We start from the raw sequence: 17,780 nt of genomic DNA on the forward strand, positions 1-17,780 counted from the left end.
ATTTGCTTTTACCAAGGATTGCCAATCATTGTAAAAGCAGACCAGTAATAAGGATGGGAGAGGACTTGATTTCCGATTCCTAGCAATTGGGGTGGCAAAGAGATATCCCCATTGCGAGTCCGTAACTTTCCTCCCTCCAGTCGCACTTGCCCCCTGAGCATCGCTAACTGAGATTGACGTAACGCCTCTGCCTTAATCGGAGCTGTTTTTAGTTCCTCGTAGAATTCTGCCATCAGTCCTAGAGTTCCCTCATCGCTGACGTACCACAAACTTGCCAACGCCGATTTCACTCCTGCTTGCACCGCTAATCCCGCAAAGCCCAACTCTGCCTGCTCATTCCCCACTGCTGTGCGACAAGCACTCAGCACTAATAGCTCTACTGGTGGGTTGTCCCAACCCAGTTCCCGCCACTGATCGAGTCGCAATTTGGTGTCCCATAACTGAATGTAGGAGTTGCTGGGAGAACCTGAATTAAACTCTCCGTGAGTTGCCAGGTGTACAATCTCAAACGGCTGTTGTTGACGCTGCGCCTTCAGATTCTTTAGCGTAAAATCCTCATTGAGAAAGGACTTGCCTTTCCACAGATAGGGGACGATTGCTGATAATTCCCTTGGTACTGCTGGTAAAGGATTTTTATCCGTAAATTTTGAGATGCCCATTGCCAAAACTTGAGCATTTTTCAAACTCTGGTAGTGAGTATCGGTGAGGCTAAGGCTGGGCATCAAACCAACGCTGTAGCGCTCAAGGATAAACCCTTTACCATCGTGGAGAGCAGCGATGGGGATCGTGCGTAGACCCTCGTCCATGAGGAAGACAAGATTTTGAATATCGAGTCTTTGCAGATCTTTCTCTAGCGGTGCTAGCAGCCATTGATACATCTGCTGAGAGGATGCTAGGTAGCCACGAGCGCTTTTAAGGTTGGTCACTTGCGTCTGGAATTGGTTAGCAAGTTTGAGAACTTTTTGGCGGGTTGCGCCTGTGACTCTTTTCCGAATCGGTTGTCTATCTGCCGTCACTAGTATGAGTTCCAGCTGATCTTGATAATTTTCCGTTTTTTGCGGTTCTAGGCTGTCAGGATTAATGGAATGATCAATTGAGGAAGATGGGCTTTTTGCCTCATTTGCTACCGCAGTTGTGGGAGTAAAAACAGCGTAAATGAGTGCCGCTTTGATACCGCTAGATGCTTCAATGCTTTGCAGGGTACTACGGGCATCGGAAAGGCTCCTTGTGGGGGTATCGCTTACGCCTAGATATTGTTCATATTCCTGGGTGAAGGGTTCGTCAATTTGAGCCAACGCAGAATCAACTTCAACCAAGGACTGACTGGTATTGGCCGGAGGGGAAAGCGAAGTAGTCTCCTGCGGTTGTGATGCTTCTTGCTGTGGGATTTCGACGGGCAGTGAGGGGGTTTGAGCAGGGATAAAATCGGGAGTAGGGCTGAAGGTGATGATTTTAATGTTGCCCTGGATGTAAGTGTCCGGCGGTACGGGTACTGAAAAGATTGTGGCAATCGTATTAGTTGCCCCACTGGTTATCGATCCAGCTGTCCCGTTGATGGTGGCATTCCCAACGACGAAGGGAGTGGTCGTGCTGCCACTGTGACGGATGGTGATGTCACCGCCGTTGGTTCCACCAGCGGTCGAAATACTGGAATTTAGGCTATTGCGGTCTGTAAACGTGCCTGTAGCCCGAAAGAATTTACCAGCAGTAACATTAACAGTTCCGCCAGTGCCACTTCCCAGACTTTGGGCATTGATGGTACGGGTAGTAATGTTGCCGTTGTTAGCAGTTAAGCCGATCGCTCCCCCATTCCCACTCTGCGAGTAAGAAGACAACTTTTCAGTATCGATCGATCCCGTAGTGCTGTTGAGCGCGATCGCGCCCCCATTCCCACTCTGCGAGTAAGATTCTAGATTGCCGGTGGTGATGTCCCCGGTGGCAGAAAAGGTTATCGCACCCCCCGTAAAGGTTGTCGAGGCGTTAATGACCGATCCAGTGCTGATGCCTCCCGTTCCCGATCTCAGCGTGATGTCGCCGCCTTTGCCAAAACCACTATAAGATCTTGCATTCAAATTGCTGGTGGTAATGTCGCCCTTGGCAGAAAAGTTGAGCGCCCCTGCATCGCCATACTGAGAGTCAGAATACACCTCTAAAAGTGAAATTTCTCCAGTATTACTCGTGAGGGTGATGCCACCCCCCGTCCCGAAACCATAAGTACCAGAATCTAGAGTGCCAGTTGTGATGTCACTGTTGGTAGAAACAGCGATCGCTCCTCCATCGTTATCAACTGACCAAGATTCCACGTTACCTGTCGTAATATTGCCATTAGCTTCTAGGGTGACAGATCCCCCGTAGCCTTCAGAGGAGGTTGTATCTAACAACCCAGTATTAATGGCTCCCTGGTTACTGTAGATAGAGATATCACCGCCATCACCCTTCACTGACCAAGATTCCACCTTACTGGTGGTAATGTTGCCTTTTGCATCAAACGCGATCGCGCCCCCAAAACCTTCCAAGGAAGTTGCATCTAATGCCCCAGTTTGGATAGTTCCCTGGTCACTGTAAAGATAAATATCACCAGCATCCCCACTGTTTGAGAAAGCGTTCAAGTCAGCGGTAGTAATGTTGCCTTTTGCATCAAATGCGATCGCGCCCCCATCACCACCCTTTGAATTTGATCGTACTTGTTGGGTGTCGATCGTTCCTGTATAGCTTGTCAGAGAAATTTTTCCCCCATTGCCATACCCATTTGAAAAAGCATGAATGTAGCTGGTGTTAATGTTGCTACCAGCGGTAAGGGTGATGTTTCCCGTAATGCCTGCACTCAGACCATAAGAGCCTGTGTTGAGGATACCAGTGGTAATGTTGCCCTGAGGGGCAAATAAGTTAATCGAACCCGCATCATTAGTCTGGGAGTAGGAGAATAAGTTTCCACTTGTGATGCTTCCCCCACTGCTAATAACGGTGATGTCACCCCCAATCCCAGAATCATAGGAGCGAGAATCTAGACTGCCCGTGGTAATGTTTCCATTAGCAAATAGAGCAATCTCTCCAGAAAAACCATAATCCGACCACGATTCCAAGTCTTTTGTGGTAATTTCTCCAAAAGCCGTCAGCGCGATCGCACCGCCATTGCCGTCAAAAGTGGTTGCGTCTAAGATGCCAGTATTAATGCTTCCTGCTTTGCTAGAGAGGACAATATCCCCGCCATCGTCTTCAACTGACCAAGATTTCAAGTCACCAGTGGTAATATTGCCGAAAGCATTCAAGGCGATCGCGCCGCCGTTATCGCTATAAGCGCTAGTATCAAGCTTGCCTGCACTGGTATTGATACTGCCGAGGAAGCTGGTTAGCGTAATCTGACGACCGGAATTGATAATATTGCCAGTTGCGATATTTTGGTTGGCTAACAGGGTAAGCGTCGCGTTATCATCTCCGGCGAGAGTATAACCTGTCGTGGTTATAGAACCAGAACCTACGGGCGATCGCACGGTGACTGGATCGAAGAAGGTGGTGTTGCCAGCCAAAGTGATTGCACCGCTGCTATCTGCCCGTCCGATGATGATTTGAGAAAACCCATTTTCTAAAAAATTGAGTTCGCTGGTGTTGAGATTTAAGCGGTTGTCGTTGACTGTCCCGCCAATGGTAATACCCAAACTGGAAGTCAGAGGCTGCAATTGAAGCGTACCGCTGCCCTTAATTTGCGGGGTGCCAGGATTCGTGGAGTCAATAAAATTAATTTCATTAGCGGTAAGAGTGATATTACCGCTACCCCCAATTCCAGTCGGATTAATGCTGCTGTCTTGTAAGAGAATGCCTGCTGCATCAATCGCACCAGTGCCATTGAGGGTAATCGCCCCTGTCCCAACAGATTCCACGACGCTTTCAGAGACAATAATAATCTCGTAGCTGTCGCTGCCCGTTCCCTTGACAGTGCCAGACAGATTAATATTTCCAGCTTGCGATCGCACTCTGCCGCTTCCATAAACAGCCGTTCCATCCTGACTTCCCGCCCCAGTGCCGCTGGTGCCTGTCAGGGTAAGATTCCCGCTATTGGATTGCACGATGCTGCCAATCGTGCCAATCGAAATGCCGTCATTGTTGAAACCCTTTCCGTTACTGGTACCGATTAGGGTAACGTTCCCCGCCCCAGTGGATGCTACATTGCTACCTGTAGAGACCTGAATTCCATGATTGGCAGCACCAGTTCCGTTACCAGTACCCTGAATATTAATATTTCCATCCACGGAACTCACTTTAGAGTTTTGGATGATTTCTATGCCGTCATTTGCATTTGTTCCACTTCCAGGCAAACCCGTTAGGGTAATCGTTCCGGTTCCGGTTGATTGCACTGCACTGTTGTTTTGAAGCGAAATCCCGTTGTTGGTAGTACCAGTAACACTAAGAAATCCTGTGCCCGTCAGGTTAATATTGCCGCCTTGGACATTAATAATGCTGTTGTTGAGCAGAATGCCATTGGTGTAGGTGGCATTTCCTCGACCAACTCCTGTAAGATTGCCGCCGTTTGTACTAATCGTGGCATTGGTGAGGGCGATCGCGCCGCTACCGTTGGTGTCATTATCAGCAAAAAGATTGACATTCAACTTGCCGCTACTGGAAGCGATCGCTCCATTCAGAATAATGTTGTTGTTAGCTTGTAAAGTAAGCGCGGCATCTCCCCCAGATGTCTTGCTAATAAAAGCATTGCTATTTTGAGTAATATTCCCGGCACCTGGAGAACCAGAAGCAGTTGCCGTGTCGAGGATGACGCTAGTGCCTGTATTCAGGGCAGCATTAATATTGACAACATCCACCGTATTCGTGCCAATCGCACCACCGCCACTATTCACAATCGTGATATCGGTCGGGTCAATCAGCCAAGTACCACCGAGTCCCTGAGGCGCACTTGCATCCGGCGTACTGGTGAGATTGAGAAACTGTTTGCTAGAAGTTTCAATCAACCCACCATTTCCAGAATAAATGCCTCCCCTTGCCGTTAGTGTCCCGTAAATGCTAGCTGTATCATCTGCAAAAACAATGACTTTTCCACCATTCCGGTTGTGCAGTGCGTCGGCAGAAATCACCGAGTCGCTGCTAACCAATGTTTGTAAGGCATTTGGCACTTTGCCTTGACCCTGATAATCACCGCCAATCAGTACCGCACCGCCGCCATTGGTGCCCGAAGCGTTAATATTGCCACTAATGACACTCGCTTGGTTGCCCAAGACATAGACAGTGCCGCCGATTTGACCCGATACATTCAGGGTGCCAGAAGCAATCGCAGTACCCGGTTGTGTGCCAATTTCAGCACTAGAAGCAGTCAATCGTACCGTGCCATCGCTATTGACGGTTAATCCTGTGGCATTCGCGAGATTTCCGCCCGTTAGCAGCGAAGGCAGGGAAAGGGGAGTAAAGGGTAGCGCGGCTGTATTTGAGCTAGGTAGCGGTTGAATTTCTAAACTTAGAGGGCTGCCGGGTAGACTCAGCCGCACTAATTTCTCACCCGGTACACCGACTACAGCAATTTGCCCCCCAGTCGCCCTCATCTGCCCCGTAGTAACTGCCGTGCCACCTAACAGGGTTAAATTCCCCGATACTGCCAAATTCCCCGCATTGATAATGCTTCCAGGTTGAGGAGTGTTAAAAATAAACTGGTTGGGCGTTCCGACCAATGTAGCGTAGTCATTCGCCCCAATTGCATTAAACCAATTACTGCCAAAACCGATACCTGTGGCAGTGGTGACGGTAAATGAAGCAGGAACATTTAGGCTGGCATGAGAACCAAAAATAATGCCTGCTGGATTCATCAAGAACAGGTTGGAGTTTCCCCCTGTGACTTGGATTAATCCATTGATATAAGAAGCATTCCCACCTGTAACGCGCCCTAAGATATTTTGAATATTAGGGTTAGAAAGAAAGTTTGCAATTTCCCCAGAATTTAACTCTAGCTGCTCAAAGCTATGAAAAAGATTTGCTTTATCCTTTGAGAGCGTGCCGCCGCTAATGTTAAAACGGTTCCCCTCTGGAGTAACAATTGTGCCGGTGCCGTCAGCCGCTGGGGTAATCGGCTGTGCTTGTACTGGTTGAAGCGAGTTAGCGATCGCTGTTAGTGAAAACACTACCAGTAACAGCCTTATATTTCTAACGGCTGACATAGTTATGTACTTACCCTGTTGTCAATATCCCTAAAGTAACATTGACAGATTCAACGTGTTAGGAATGCTTTTATTTGTTTTAGCTCTTAAAAGCGATCGCCATCTGTAAATAAATAAAATTGTCTGGCTTCCAGATCGCTCAATATTGGGAAGCCAAACAATTTTGTATCTTCTCTATTCTATTGATTGTGCCGATTATGCGATCGCAGGTTTGAGTCCCCGATCACCCATCAACAACTTTTAACGGAAGTTGCCTGGATTTAGTCGAGGGTTGGCTCGATTCGAGCGCATAGGCACTCCGCCTTTCAACTGGGTGCCGGTGCCACCATCAGCTCGATCTAAGAAAGGTCGCAGGTTAACGCTTTGTGACCTACGGCTGGAGCGATTCGTGCTGCCGCCGAGGGAAGATAAGCCCAAGTTTAATAGATCGTTGAGCATCTGAGCATCCCGACCCCCAACAAAGGTATTGACGCCCTCTGTCACCTGTCCGCTGTCAGCAGTGCTGATATTTTGGAAAACGCGATCGCGGATTAACTGCGGATTTTCACCAGGAGGTACAGTAAGGACAATCCGACAGTCTGGATTTTTCTGAGTCGTGATGCAAACAACGTTGTAGTTATTTTCCACCGATGCCCGCATTTCCTGAAGACCATCGGGTCGATAAGATTCTAATCTGCGACTAATTTCGTTACAACGTCTCTCCGCAGTCCAACCACCGCCTAAAGGACTGGGAGTTGCCCAAGCATAAGCTTGATCGGGTTGACTTTTCGGGTGATACATCACCATATACTGACTGTTCGTTAGCTGGCAGGTAAACCGTGGCTTGTTAGCAGTTGTACTATTCTCTGATTCCGTTCCTGGGCTAGTGGTGCTATCTGGACTCCCATCGGTGTCTACCACAACATCCCCGTCCGAGGTCTGAGTATTCTCATCTTCTACACCCGGCAGTTGCGCTTGCTGAACAGAACCGGCAAAGGCAATACCGCTATTCAGTAGAATCGCTACACCGGCAGATAAAGCCACACTTTTGACCACTAAGGACTTTGCTTCAAACGCGAACCTAGACAGATGTGGTGACATATCAACAATCCTCCTGTATATTTTTTGACTATCGTTAGCATCATTTGAATTAAATGAGCTAATTTCATAAATCTTTATAAATCGGTCTTCGTAGCGTATACTACGAAAGCACGACTAGAATCCCCCGCTTCCCTGGTAGGAATAAGGGTAAGAAGTCAGGAAAATAGAGCGTGTTTTTCGAAAATTGTCAATCAGTGGGTACTGTTTATCGTGTATCCAATGTTGCACAACGTACCCCCCTAGATGCCATAGTGACGGGAAAACCGAAGCAAAGTTCCCGTAGAACCCTTAAATCATTCAAAAGGAGAAAACAATGTTGTTGGAGGCACAAAAGCCGCTGACAGTTCCCAGACATTTCCTGGAACCGCCTGCGTCCCTAAGCCCAACGCTACTCATGTTTCTAGCCGCCGTAGCGATGGTTGTGCTATCAAACTTTGGTTATTGGCTCTGGGAGTGGCCTCACTGGTGTTGCTTTATCACAAATACGATCGCCTTGCACATTTGTGGAACGGTGATTCATGATGCTTGTCATAATTCTGCCCATCGTAACCGAGTCATCAATGCCATCCTGGGACATGGCAGTGCGCTGATGTTAGTCTTTGCCTTCCCAGTATTTACTAGGGTTCATTTGCAGCATCATGCCCATGTCAATGACCCGGAAAACGATCCAGATCATTACGTTTCTACTGGCGGACCCCTGTGGTTAATTCCGGTGCGGTTTTTATACCACGAAGTATTTTTCTTTAAACGGCAGCTGTGGCGAAAATATGAACTTTTAGAATGGTTCTTAAGCCGCTTGTTTGTCGGGACGATTTTCTATATCTCAATTCAATACCAATTCTTAGGCTACATTCTCAATTTTTGGTTTATCCCTTCTGCCCTGGTAGGATTGGCGCTGGGATTGTTTTTTGATTATCTGCCACATCGCCCTCATCAAGAACGCGATCGCTGGAAAAATGCCAGAGTCTACCCCAACCCCATTCTCAATTTGCTGATCATGGGGCAAAATTACCACCTCATTCATCATTTGTGGCCTTCCATTCCCTGGTATCACTACCAGGATGCCTATTACGCCACCAAGCCCCTCTTAGATGAAAAAGGGTGCTATCAAACTCTGGGAATCTGGCAAGGAAAAAATTTCTGGAGCTTTTTATATGACGTTTTTTTAGGAATCCGTTTTCACAACAAATCACCTAAAAACCTAGAAAATAGCTAATAAATGTCATTAGTGATCCGTCAATGACTAGGGACGAATCACTAACGACAAAAAGCATCAGCGATGAAACGACTGAATCGTTGACTGCGAGGATAAGCTAACCTGAGACAAACTCCAATCCGGTCTTAGGCTTTTAGCTCCCCGCAGATAAGGATGGTAAATCGGTGGATGGGAAGCTGGCAAATTGACGTGAATTAAGAAGCGGATGCAATGCTCCAGCCCTCCCTCCACGTGCATTTGCTGAACATCAAGCAGAGGGACATTGTCCCAGTGGGGACGAGAGCGAGCGATCGCAGCGGGAAAGATCGCATCCAGATCCCGCGTCACCGAGAACGTGGCACTAATAATTAGATCGGGATGTAGTTGATTGTGTACTTCTAATTCATCGAGTAGTTCCGCTACCACTTCTCGAATTGCCTCAGCCGTGTTTTGTGAGGCAGTTGTTGCCCCGCGAATCGCTCGAACTCGCCACTCCACGCAAGCATCCTCCATTTTATAATTGAGATTTTGAATTTTAGATTTTGGATTTCAGAATCATCTAAATCATCTATAATCTAAAATCTAAACTTCAGACTAGGGTCGGTAAAGCCACAACGGCTGACCACTGGTAGAAAGTTCAAATTCTAACCAGTCTATCCCAGCTGATAGACTAGATGCCCCCTGAACTCTGCTTGATACCACACGATTCCAGAAAGGTTTGCGTTCTTCCAGGGTGTAACACTTCGTTTTTTCGGGATCGAGACCGACCAGTTCCGCAGCCCAACGGCGCGCATCTTCCTCAGTGCCGAGCCGGTCAACAACCCCCAGTTCTAACGCTTGTTGACCTGTGAAAATGCGACCATCGGCAAAACTTTTAACCGTTTCGGTTGTCAGCTTCCGTGCCTCAGCAACTGTTTGCACAAATTGCTGATAACTGATATCAATCAGGTCTTGGAGAATATTCTTTTCCGGCTCGGTGAGTTCCCGGTCAAAAGCCAGAATATCTTTATAGGGACCGGATTTGATCACCTTGAAAGAAACGCCAATCTTTTCTAGCAAGCGTTCCAGGTTGTTTCCCCGGAGAATTACACCGATACTGCCGGTAATTGTGCCTGGGTTGGAAACAATGTGTTCGGCTCCCATCCCGATATAGACTCCTCCAGATGCGGAGATATTGCCAAAGCTGGCAACAATTTTCACCTTTTTTTGCAGGCGAGTCAGGGCTTCATAGATTTCTTGAGAATCCCCGACCGTACCACCAGGACTATCAATGCGTAGCAGTAAAGCTGGAAACTTTCGTTCTTCAACCGTTTTCAGGCTTTCTAGAACTTGTTTTCGGGTAGTACTGCCAATCGCACCAGTCACTTCAATCCGAGCAATTTGTTTACGAAACTTAGGCTGAAAAGGCCAGATCATGAGCAGGCAAGCGATGAATCGTGAATGAATGAGCGAATTAGAGAAGGAAGCAAATCCTGTAAAACAGTAAGTGTTTCCCTAGGAATGCTGGCTCTTTCTCTAGTTTGCACGATCCGCATCGGTTTCGTTGGGTTGCGGGTGAAGCCTGAAAGCTTACCAGAAAGAAGGTTTTCCCTAGCTCCCCGAATTTAACGGGTACTTACAGGTAAAAACTTCCCCTTTTGTCGGCATCCCAACAATTTGCTAAAGCGCCTTAACAGAACTACATATTAAGTACAATTAAGTAAATAAACGCGCAACCAGCCAGAAAAAGAGCAAGAAACTGGAAAAATTTTTAATAAATTCAGTTGCGACTTCTGGAAGGGCAGCTCGTTATGACCTGCTTCAAGAGTGCTGGCTTGGCTCTATCATGTACGCCCACAAAGAACTTTTATGCAGCTAAAACTCACAGAATCCAAAATTCCGTTGGCACCCTTGCTGCTGATTGCCCCCTTTTTCTTGTGGGGAACGGCGATGGTGGCAATGAAGGGTGTTATCCCAAACACGACACCCCTGTTTATGGCTGGTGTCCGGTTGGTGCCTGCTGGGGTATTGGTATTAGTTGCTGCCTTTTTGATGGGGAAACCTCAACCGAAAGGCATTCGGGCGTGGCTGTGGATTAGTTTGTTTGCTTTGGTTGATGGCGCTTTGTTTCAAGGCTTTTTAGCCTTTGGATTAGTGCGAACGGGTGCCGGGTTGGGTTCGGTGATGATTGACTCTCAACCCCTGGCAGTGGCTTTGCTGTCCTGTTGGTTGTTTGGAGAAACCATCGGGTTGTGGGGCTGGCTGGGGTTGGCATTGGGAGTGCTGGGGATTAGTTTGATTGGCTTGCCGGATGATTGGATTATCAATCTTTTCCACGGCAACGCGATCGCTGGCTCGTTTAGCTTCACGCACTTGTTTGAAAGTGGGGAATGGCTGATGCTGCTGGCGGCGCTGTCGATGGCTGTCGGAACAGTGCTGATTCGTTTCGTTTGCCAGTATGCCGATCCGGTGGTGGCGACTGGCTGGCACATGATTTTGGGCGGATTGCCTTTGTTTGCACTCTCCCAAGTGTGGGAATCTGACCAGTGGGTGCATCTAAATACGTCTGGCTGGATAGCATTGAGCTACGCAGCCGTATTTGGGAGCGCGATCGCCTATGGTTTATTCTTCTACTTTGCCTCTAGCGGCAATCTTACCAGTCTTAGTTCCCTCACCTTTTTGACACCCGTGTTTGCCCTCTTTTTTGGCAATCTACTTTTGGCTGAAGTTCTCAGCCCTCTTCAATGGCTGGGAGTGAGTCTAACCCTTGCCAGTATCTATCTAATTAATCAGCGCGAGAAGATAGCCGAACAAGTGCGTTTGCAAAGCCTGCGCTTCGGGCAACCCTCTACATCTGTTGAAACCAAGGTGACACAAGAAGAAAGCAAAACCGAGCAAATTTCTCTCTTAGAGCCATCCGAGCCATTACCCTATCAATCACTGCCAATACAAGCGAAAGAATCCGAAACCGAGATTTGGCAAAATCGGTAGAAATGAATAGGATGACAGACAAGTTAGCCGCTAAGATTTGAGAGCGAGTTGAAACTTTCTGTTATGATCAGCCCAATATTCACACTAGCTCCCAGAGCTGCTCGCCCAAAACATAGGGATGAATTGCTCGCTAACTATTTAGAACGAATAACTTCATGCTGGTACTAGAAGCTAAGCAGAAAATTATCAGCAAAGGATCTTGTCTGGTTGTATTCACTTAGACAGGTTTCCCCAAAACTATGTTCTACCGCTCCACATGGCTTCTAGTTACCTGGATTATCTGTCTGGGCTTTATCCCCAGTTCGGGTGAGAATTCCACAGGATTGCCGTCAGCGATCGCCACTTCCCCCCCCAGTTTACCCGTCTCCCTAGAACTGGCTCAGGCGAGTTCCCCAAACCCTAAAAACGATTTGCCTATCCTTCAAGTAGGCTCTCAAGGCTTTGAAGTCGCAGAACTGCAAAAGTCACTAAAGCGTTTGGGACACTACAATGGGCCAGTAGATGGCGTTTATGGCCGAACGACAGCAGTTGCTATCTCTAAATTTCAAACATCTGTCGGGTTAACGCCTGATGGAGTTGCTGGTTCCACGACTCAAGAGCGCCTTCAGGCAGCCGAAGCCGCAAAATCTTCACCGGCTCCCACCCCAAAACCCAAGGCGGCTAAACCGAGTTCTGAAGGGAATCGCCTCTGGTGGTTATTAGGTCTAGCAGCAGCATCAGCTGGGGTCGGATTAGGAGTTTACTTCTTGCTGAAATGGTTAGGCAACCTCAACAGAGAGGAAGAGCCGGAGTCTGGAGCTGAGGAATCGGATGAAAGCCGCTACGAAGACCCTAAAGATGCCAATCATCCCGCAGATATCCATTCTCGCCCGATAGAAAATGACAATGGCAATAACGGCTATCATGCCTCTGCTTTGACCCTTTCAGAAACAAGCAATTTAGAAAAAAGCAATTTAGACGGGAGAACAACCGCACAAAAGCCAACAGAAGCAGTTAGCGAAGCGAAGCCGTTAGCACGGCTGCGAAGCAACGAGGCAAAAGCGATGGGAGAAACCACTCGCCTCCCCAAAATTGATATTGTTAATGAATTAATTAAAGATTTACAGGGAGCCGATCCGACAAAACGACGCAAGGCGATCTGGGAACTGGCACAATGCGGCGACTCCAGAGCAATTCAGCCCTTGGTGGATCTGATGATCGACTCGGATTCTCAACAGCGCGGCTTAATCTTAGAGGCGCTGTCGCAAATTGGCACCCGCACCCTCAAACCGATGAACCGGGCACTCGCGATCTCGTTGCAAGATGAAAACCCTGATGTTCGCAAAAATGCAATTCGGGATTTGACAAGAATTTATGACACGATCGGTCAAGTCAGCAATTTATTGCGTCACGCTGCTGAAGATCGGGATTCCGAGGTTCAGGAAACAGCGCGGTGGGCGATAGGGCAGTTAAATCGGCTTCGCTTGAATCCTGGCACGGATAATAATTTGCCCGCTTTGCCAAATTCCCAAAATTCCTCTAATCATCCGCCAGAGGAGTCAGAAAACCGCTAAATTGGCGTCTTGACAAGAGTTTAAATTTATTGTTTATCGTTTAGAGTCCAAAAGTTGTCCATCTTGCATCGTCCATTGAACCTGTTGTTGCTCTCAACCTCGGTGGGCGCTCTCGGTACGGGGTTGGGGGGTGGCGTAGAACTAACCCTGCTCAACGTTGCCCAAGAGCTGCTCCGGCGGGGACATACCCTAAAAATTGTGGCTCCCCAAGGCTCTGTGCTGGGAGATATTCCAATTGTCGAAATTGCTGGAGAACTCCAGACAACTGCTCAGACCCAAGGACGGAGTGCCCCGATTGTCATGCCGGAGAATTCTGTGTTGGGCAATATGTGGGATTATGCGCGGCAAGTCCAAGCTGAGTACGATCTGATTTTCAACATTGCCTATGATTGGCTACCGTTCTATCTAACGCCATTTTTTAATCGAGCGATCGCCCATTTCGTGAGTATGGGTTCTCTCTCGACCGCGATGGATCGCATCGTGGAACAGATCTCCGTCCAGTTTCCTGGTACGGTTGGCGTCTACACATTGACACAGGCAGAAACATTTCCCAGTCCGTCGCAATATCGGATTCTCGGAAGTGGTCTGGATTTATCGCTTTATCAATTTTGCTCAGAACCTTCCTCCGCCTTGGCTTGGGTGGGTCGGATTGCTCCAGAAAAAGGTCTAGAGGATGCCGTTGCCGCTGCCAAAATCACCGGCATTCCCCTAAAAATTCTTGGCAAAATGCAAGACGATGCATATTGGAAGCAGATTTGTCAAGATTATCCCGATGCTCCTGTAGAATATGCAGGATTTTTCTCCACATCCGAACTGCAACAGCATTTAGGCAATTGTCGGGCGTTGTTGATGACACCTCGCTGGGTGGAAGCGTTTGGCAATGTGGTGATTGAGGCGCTTGCTTGTGGAGTCCCCGTCATTTCTTATTCCAGAGGTGGCCCGACTGAAATTATTCAGGATGGGAAGACGGGCTTTTTAGTGGAGTCGGATAGCGTGGCGGGGTTGGTTGAGGCAATTGGACGCATCGATCAACTTGACCGCTATACTTGCCGCCAACAAGCCGAAGCGGAATATTCCCTGGAAGCACTGGGCGATCGCATGGAAGAATGGTTTCGGGATATCTTGCAAAATTAAAACTTAAACCAGAAGAATTTTGGATTTTTCCGCGTACCAACTACCCCCGCCTTTACAAACTGGCGACTTGCTGCGAGTCATTGCTCCCAGCGGTGCCTTGCGAGAACAGGAAGCGTTCCACAAAGGTGTGGAAATATGGCGATCGCGCGGCTACCGAGTCGAAATTAGCAGCGGCGTAGAGGAACGGTGGGGCTACCTTGCTGGTCGCGATGACAGCCGCCGCCAACACCTCGCAGACGCTTGGAAAAACCCTAAATGTAAAGGCATTCTCTGTGCCAGAGGCGGTTATGGTAGCGCCCGCTTACTAGAAGATTGGTCTTGGCAGGGTGGAGAACAGAAAAAGAAAATCGGAGATTTTTTACGCAGCACTCCCAAATGGCTGATCGGCTTTTCTGATGCCACTGGCTTGCTGTGGAGCCTCGGTAAAGTTGGCATTGCAGGGGTTCATGGCCCGTTGCTAACTACCCTTGCCGCAGAGCCAGAGTGGTCGATTCAGCGGCTGTTCGATTGCGTAGAAGGTCGCCCTCTAGAACCCTTAAAAGGAGTCGGCTGGGGCGGCAGTAAGGTCAGCGGCATCTTAATCCCCGGCAATCTGACTGTAGCCACGCATTTTCTGAACACGCCCGTACAGCCCCAGCTAGCGGGCGTCATTCTCGCCTTGGAAGATGTGACTGAGGCTCCCTACCGCATTGACCGAATGTTAACGCAGTGGCGGATGACAGGGGCTTTTCGGGAAGTCAAAGGGATTGCCTTGGGGCGCTTTAGCCGCTGCGAAGCTCCGCCGAACATTTCTAGCTTGACGGTGGAAGAAGTATTGCGCGATCGCTTGGGGAATCTTGGCATTCCCATTGTCTCCGATCTTCCCTTTGGTCACGATGGCCCTAATGCAGCTTTACCTTTAGGAATTTCTGCTCAATTAGATGCAGATCGCGGCAGTTTGAGTTTTTCCTCTACCGAGCAATAATACTTAGGTGCTTCTAGATTGCATCAGTTGAGCAAGCATTTTAAATCGGCTTTACACGTTTGAGGTGCCTGGACGATGGGAACTATGGATGGATATCATCTGTCCAAACAGAAGGAAGCAGTTCTTGTTTATAGGAAAACGGGTCTACCATGATGGGTCGTAAGTTTATTAATAGGGTTGCGGCAAGTGTCGCGATCGCCGGGATGATGTTTACGGGGATCTCCGATATCGCTGGAGCAGCAACCGCACTAAAAAATGGTGAAAACGTTAACGGGTTCATCCGTACTAACTCTCCCACCTTCACCTTTAAAAACCAATCTCTAAGGGGTACTCCTGTCCAGAAAGCCTATGGTGAGGAATTCCTGATTAATGCTAAGCAAGGTGATGCAATCGTTGCCGCTGTTGATGTAGAAGACGGTAGTACTCTTTTGCCTATTCTAGTTCTAGTTTCCTCACAGAGTGGGGCGCAGGTTGCCTACGATGACCGATCGGGTTTGGTGAGGTATCGAGTGCCAACGACTGGAGAATATAAACTTCGCGTGTTGGGTAAGAACAACACTAGGGGGAGATACACGCTTTCAATTTCTGGGATTAGCCAGACAACAACTTCCCAAAATCCACCGGCTCAAACTCCCGCGGGTCAAAAAGATGCGCGACAAAAATTTCTAGAAGATGAATATGGATTGAGAGTCCTAGAAAATTGTCCGGCGGTAAGGAGTAATGTTGTTGTTGTCACCTTCCCCGAATACGGTCAAAACTATACCTACTGCGCTAATCCTAACCGCAATATCAAGGCAGGCGAATATCGTTACGACGTTAGCAGCAATGATATCAAGCCAGGGGGTGCTGTTGCCCAAAATCCACCGGCTCAAACCCCAGCTCAAAATGACCCCCGGAAACAAGCTCTGCTCAATGAGTATGGGTTGAGGGTTCTGGATACCTGTCCGGAAGTAAAAACTTCTTTGGTTGTTGTCACGTTTACCGAATACGGTCAAACGTACAATTACTGCGCCAATCCTAACCGCCTTGTCAAAGCAGGAGCGTACACCTTTGACATTAGCAGTGGTGACTTAAAGCCGAAAACAACGACTTCCCAAAATCCGACTCAACCTACAGCTAACGATCAAAGAAGCCAACTGCTGCGAAATGAGTATGGCTTGACGGTTTTGGATAGTTGTCCTCCGGCAAAGAATTCTTTGGTGGTCGTGAACTTTACCGAAGCGGGTCAAACCTACACTTACTGCGCCAATCCCAACCGCGTTTTCAAGGCGGGGGAATACACCTATAACCCCACCACCCGCAACTTAGATACGGCTAAGAAACCGACGCGATGCACCGTTGAAATTAGTGGCATCTGCATTGTCAAATAACGTCAATAGGTAGTTAAAAAAGCACGCAACAGAAAAACCCGGTTGATTCAAGAAGCCGGGTTTTTCGCGTGTCGGAGAGTCACTCAGGCTCGCTGACTACTACTAGGGAAACGCACATTCCATGTCTCTAGGAGTTGATACCCTATCTAGAAGGGTTTAGCGTGGATTGCCTCTCTCATGGCGGGCAAACTCAAGAGAAGCGATCGCAAAACTAAACTTGGGGAATCCGACAATGATAAGCTAAACAAATGCCTTTAAATAAGTCTTTAGGTGAAGTGTAAATGACCGTTGCAACCCAAGTTCCGTATCTGCTGAGGGCAGCCCGTGGTGAAGTTTTAGACCGTCCGCCAGTGTGGATGATGCGGCAAGCGGGTAGATATATGAAAGCTTATCGAGATTTAAGAGATAAGTATCCTGCGTTTCGCGATCGCTCGGAAAAAGTAGAACTGGCAATCGAAATCTCCTTACAGCCGTTTCGCGCCTTTGAGCCAGATGGGGTAATTTTATTTTCTGATATTTTAACTCCGTTGCCGGGACTTGGCATTCCCTTTGATATCATCGAAAGCCGAGGACCAGTCATCGATCCGCCCATCCGCAGCCAAGAGCAAATTGATAAACTGCATCCTCTAGAACCTGGGGAATCGCTGCCTTTTATCGGGGAAATTTTGCAAACATTACGCCAAGAAGTCGGCAACAAAGCAACTGTCTTGGGTTTTGTGGGTGCCCCTTGGACGCTGGCAGCGTATGCGATTGAGGGCAAAAGCTCGAAAGACTACGCAATTATTAAAAGTATGGCTTTTTCAGAGCCAACGATGCTGCATCAATTTTTGGGTAAATTGGCAGATGCGATCGCAACTTACGTCCGCTACCAAATTGATAGCGGTGCCCAAGTCATTCAAATGTTCGATTCTTGGGCAGGACAACTGAGTCCGCAAGATTACGAGACATTTGCTCTACCGTATCAGCAGCGAGTTTTCAACCAGGTAAAACAGACGCATCCGGATACTCCCCTGATTCTCTACATCAATGGTAGTGCAGGCATTCTGGAGAGGATGGCACAATCCGGCGCGGATATCGTCAGCGTAGATTGGACGGTAGACATGGCAGAGGCAAGGACAAGACTTGGCTCAAACATCGGTGTACAGGGAAATATGGACCCCTGTGCCTTATTTGGCTCAAAAGAGTTCATCCGCGATCGCATTTATGACACGATCCGCAAAGCCGGAAACAAAGGTCATATCATGAATCTCGGTCATGGTGTTTTACCCAGTACCCCCGAAGAAAACGTAGCTTTCTTCTTTGAAACTGCCAAATCAGTCAAAAATCATTAGTCATTAGTCATTGAACTAAAGACGAATC

Annotated in this window: 11 protein-coding genes; 7 read left to right on the forward strand and 4 right to left on the reverse strand. The window is 48.1% G+C overall.

Features of this window, described 5'->3' with window-relative positions:
- Positions 1–8 precede the first annotated feature (8 nt).
- The gene (locus NDI33_RS03875; protein ID WP_242033068.1) at positions 9–6,155 is read right to left on the reverse strand and encodes a CHAT domain-containing protein; all 6,147 of its coding nucleotides are present in this window, start codon (positions 6,153–6,155) and stop codon (positions 9–11) included.
- 240 nt (positions 6,156–6,395) lie between these two features.
- Positions 6,396–7,235 (reverse strand): COP23 domain-containing protein, encoded by an 840-nt coding sequence (locus tag NDI33_RS03880; protein WP_190674442.1) that lies wholly within the window; start codon positions 7,233–7,235, stop codon positions 6,396–6,398.
- Positions 7,236–7,548: 313 nt separating this feature from the next.
- On the opposite strand from NDI33_RS03880, the gene crtR reads away from it, so the two are divergent.
- Positions 7,549–8,451 (forward strand): beta-carotene hydroxylase, encoded by a 903-nt coding sequence (gene crtR, locus NDI33_RS03885; RefSeq protein ID WP_190674444.1) that lies wholly within the window; start codon positions 7,549–7,551, stop codon positions 8,449–8,451.
- A gap of 57 nt (positions 8,452–8,508) precedes the next feature.
- On the opposite strand, the gene aroH is transcribed toward crtR, so the two are convergent.
- Both aroH and sppA read right to left on the reverse strand, forming a co-directional pair.
- Positions 8,509–8,928, reverse strand: a complete 420-nt coding sequence (aroH, locus tag NDI33_RS03890) for a chorismate mutase (RefSeq protein WP_190674692.1) — start codon at positions 8,926–8,928, stop codon at positions 8,509–8,511.
- A 96-nt stretch (positions 8,929–9,024) separates the two neighbouring features.
- Positions 9,025–9,846, reverse strand: a complete 822-nt coding sequence (sppA, locus tag NDI33_RS03895; protein ID WP_190532503.1) for a signal peptide peptidase SppA — start codon at positions 9,844–9,846, stop codon at positions 9,025–9,027.
- Positions 9,847–10,278: 432 nt separating this feature from the next.
- On the opposite strand from sppA, the gene NDI33_RS03900 reads away from it, so the two are divergent.
- The 6 genes from NDI33_RS03900 (at position 10,279) to hemE (ending at position 17,752) form a co-directional block, all read left to right on the forward strand.
- Positions 10,279–11,400 carry a DMT family transporter gene (locus tag NDI33_RS03900; protein WP_190674447.1) on the forward strand — a complete coding sequence of 374 codons (1,122 nt, stop codon included), beginning with the start codon at positions 10,279–10,281 and terminating at the stop codon, positions 11,398–11,400.
- A 239-nt stretch (positions 11,401–11,639) separates the two neighbouring features.
- On the forward strand, positions 11,640–12,953 hold the full coding sequence (locus NDI33_RS03905) for a HEAT repeat domain-containing protein (protein WP_190674450.1): 1,314 nt from the start codon (positions 11,640–11,642) through the stop codon (positions 12,951–12,953).
- A gap of 60 nt (positions 12,954–13,013) precedes the next feature.
- The gene (locus NDI33_RS03910; protein WP_190674694.1) at positions 13,014–14,087 is read left to right on the forward strand and encodes a glycosyltransferase; all 1,074 of its coding nucleotides are present in this window, start codon (positions 13,014–13,016) and stop codon (positions 14,085–14,087) included.
- 16 nt (positions 14,088–14,103) lie between these two features.
- Complete coding sequence (locus NDI33_RS03915) at positions 14,104–15,051, forward strand: LD-carboxypeptidase (RefSeq protein WP_190674697.1); 948 nt, start codon at positions 14,104–14,106, stop codon at positions 15,049–15,051.
- Positions 15,052–15,200: 149 nt separating this feature from the next.
- A complete protein-coding gene (locus NDI33_RS03920; RefSeq protein ID WP_190415666.1) occupies positions 15,201–16,421 on the forward strand; it encodes a hypothetical protein in 1,221 nt (406 codons plus the stop codon).
- Between the two features lie 281 nt (positions 16,422–16,702).
- Complete coding sequence (gene hemE / locus NDI33_RS03925; protein WP_190411105.1) at positions 16,703–17,752, forward strand: uroporphyrinogen decarboxylase; 1,050 nt, start codon at positions 16,703–16,705, stop codon at positions 17,750–17,752.
- Positions 17,753–17,780 lie beyond the last annotated feature (28 nt).

Origin of the sequence: Trichocoleus sp. DQ-A1 (genome assembly GCF_039961955.1) — a bacterium.
GTDB lineage: Bacteria > Cyanobacteriota > Cyanobacteriia > Cyanobacteriales > FACHB-T130 > FACHB-T130.

Bases quoted from the DNA above. Each gene is read 5' to 3' on its own strand.
- NDI33_RS03900 (WP_190674447.1), top strand. From the start codon at position 10,279: ATGCAGCTAAAACTCACAGAATCCAAAATTCCGTTGGCACCCTTGCTG.
- sppA (WP_190532503.1), bottom strand. From the start codon at position 9,846: ATGATCTGGCCTTTTCAGCCTAAGTTTCGTAAACAAATTGCTCGGATT.
- NDI33_RS03875 (WP_242033068.1), bottom strand. From the start codon at position 6,155: ATGTCAGCCGTTAGAAATATAAGGCTGTTACTGGTAGTGTTTTCACTA.
- NDI33_RS03905 (WP_190674450.1), top strand. From the start codon at position 11,640: ATGTTCTACCGCTCCACATGGCTTCTAGTTACCTGGATTATCTGTCTG.
- crtR (WP_190674444.1), top strand. From the start codon at position 7,549: ATGTTGTTGGAGGCACAAAAGCCGCTGACAGTTCCCAGACATTTCCTG.
- NDI33_RS03880 (WP_190674442.1), bottom strand. From the start codon at position 7,235: ATGTCACCACATCTGTCTAGGTTCGCGTTTGAAGCAAAGTCCTTAGTG.
- hemE (WP_190411105.1), top strand. From the start codon at position 16,703: ATGACCGTTGCAACCCAAGTTCCGTATCTGCTGAGGGCAGCCCGTGGT.
- NDI33_RS03920 (WP_190415666.1), top strand. From the start codon at position 15,201: ATGATGGGTCGTAAGTTTATTAATAGGGTTGCGGCAAGTGTCGCGATC.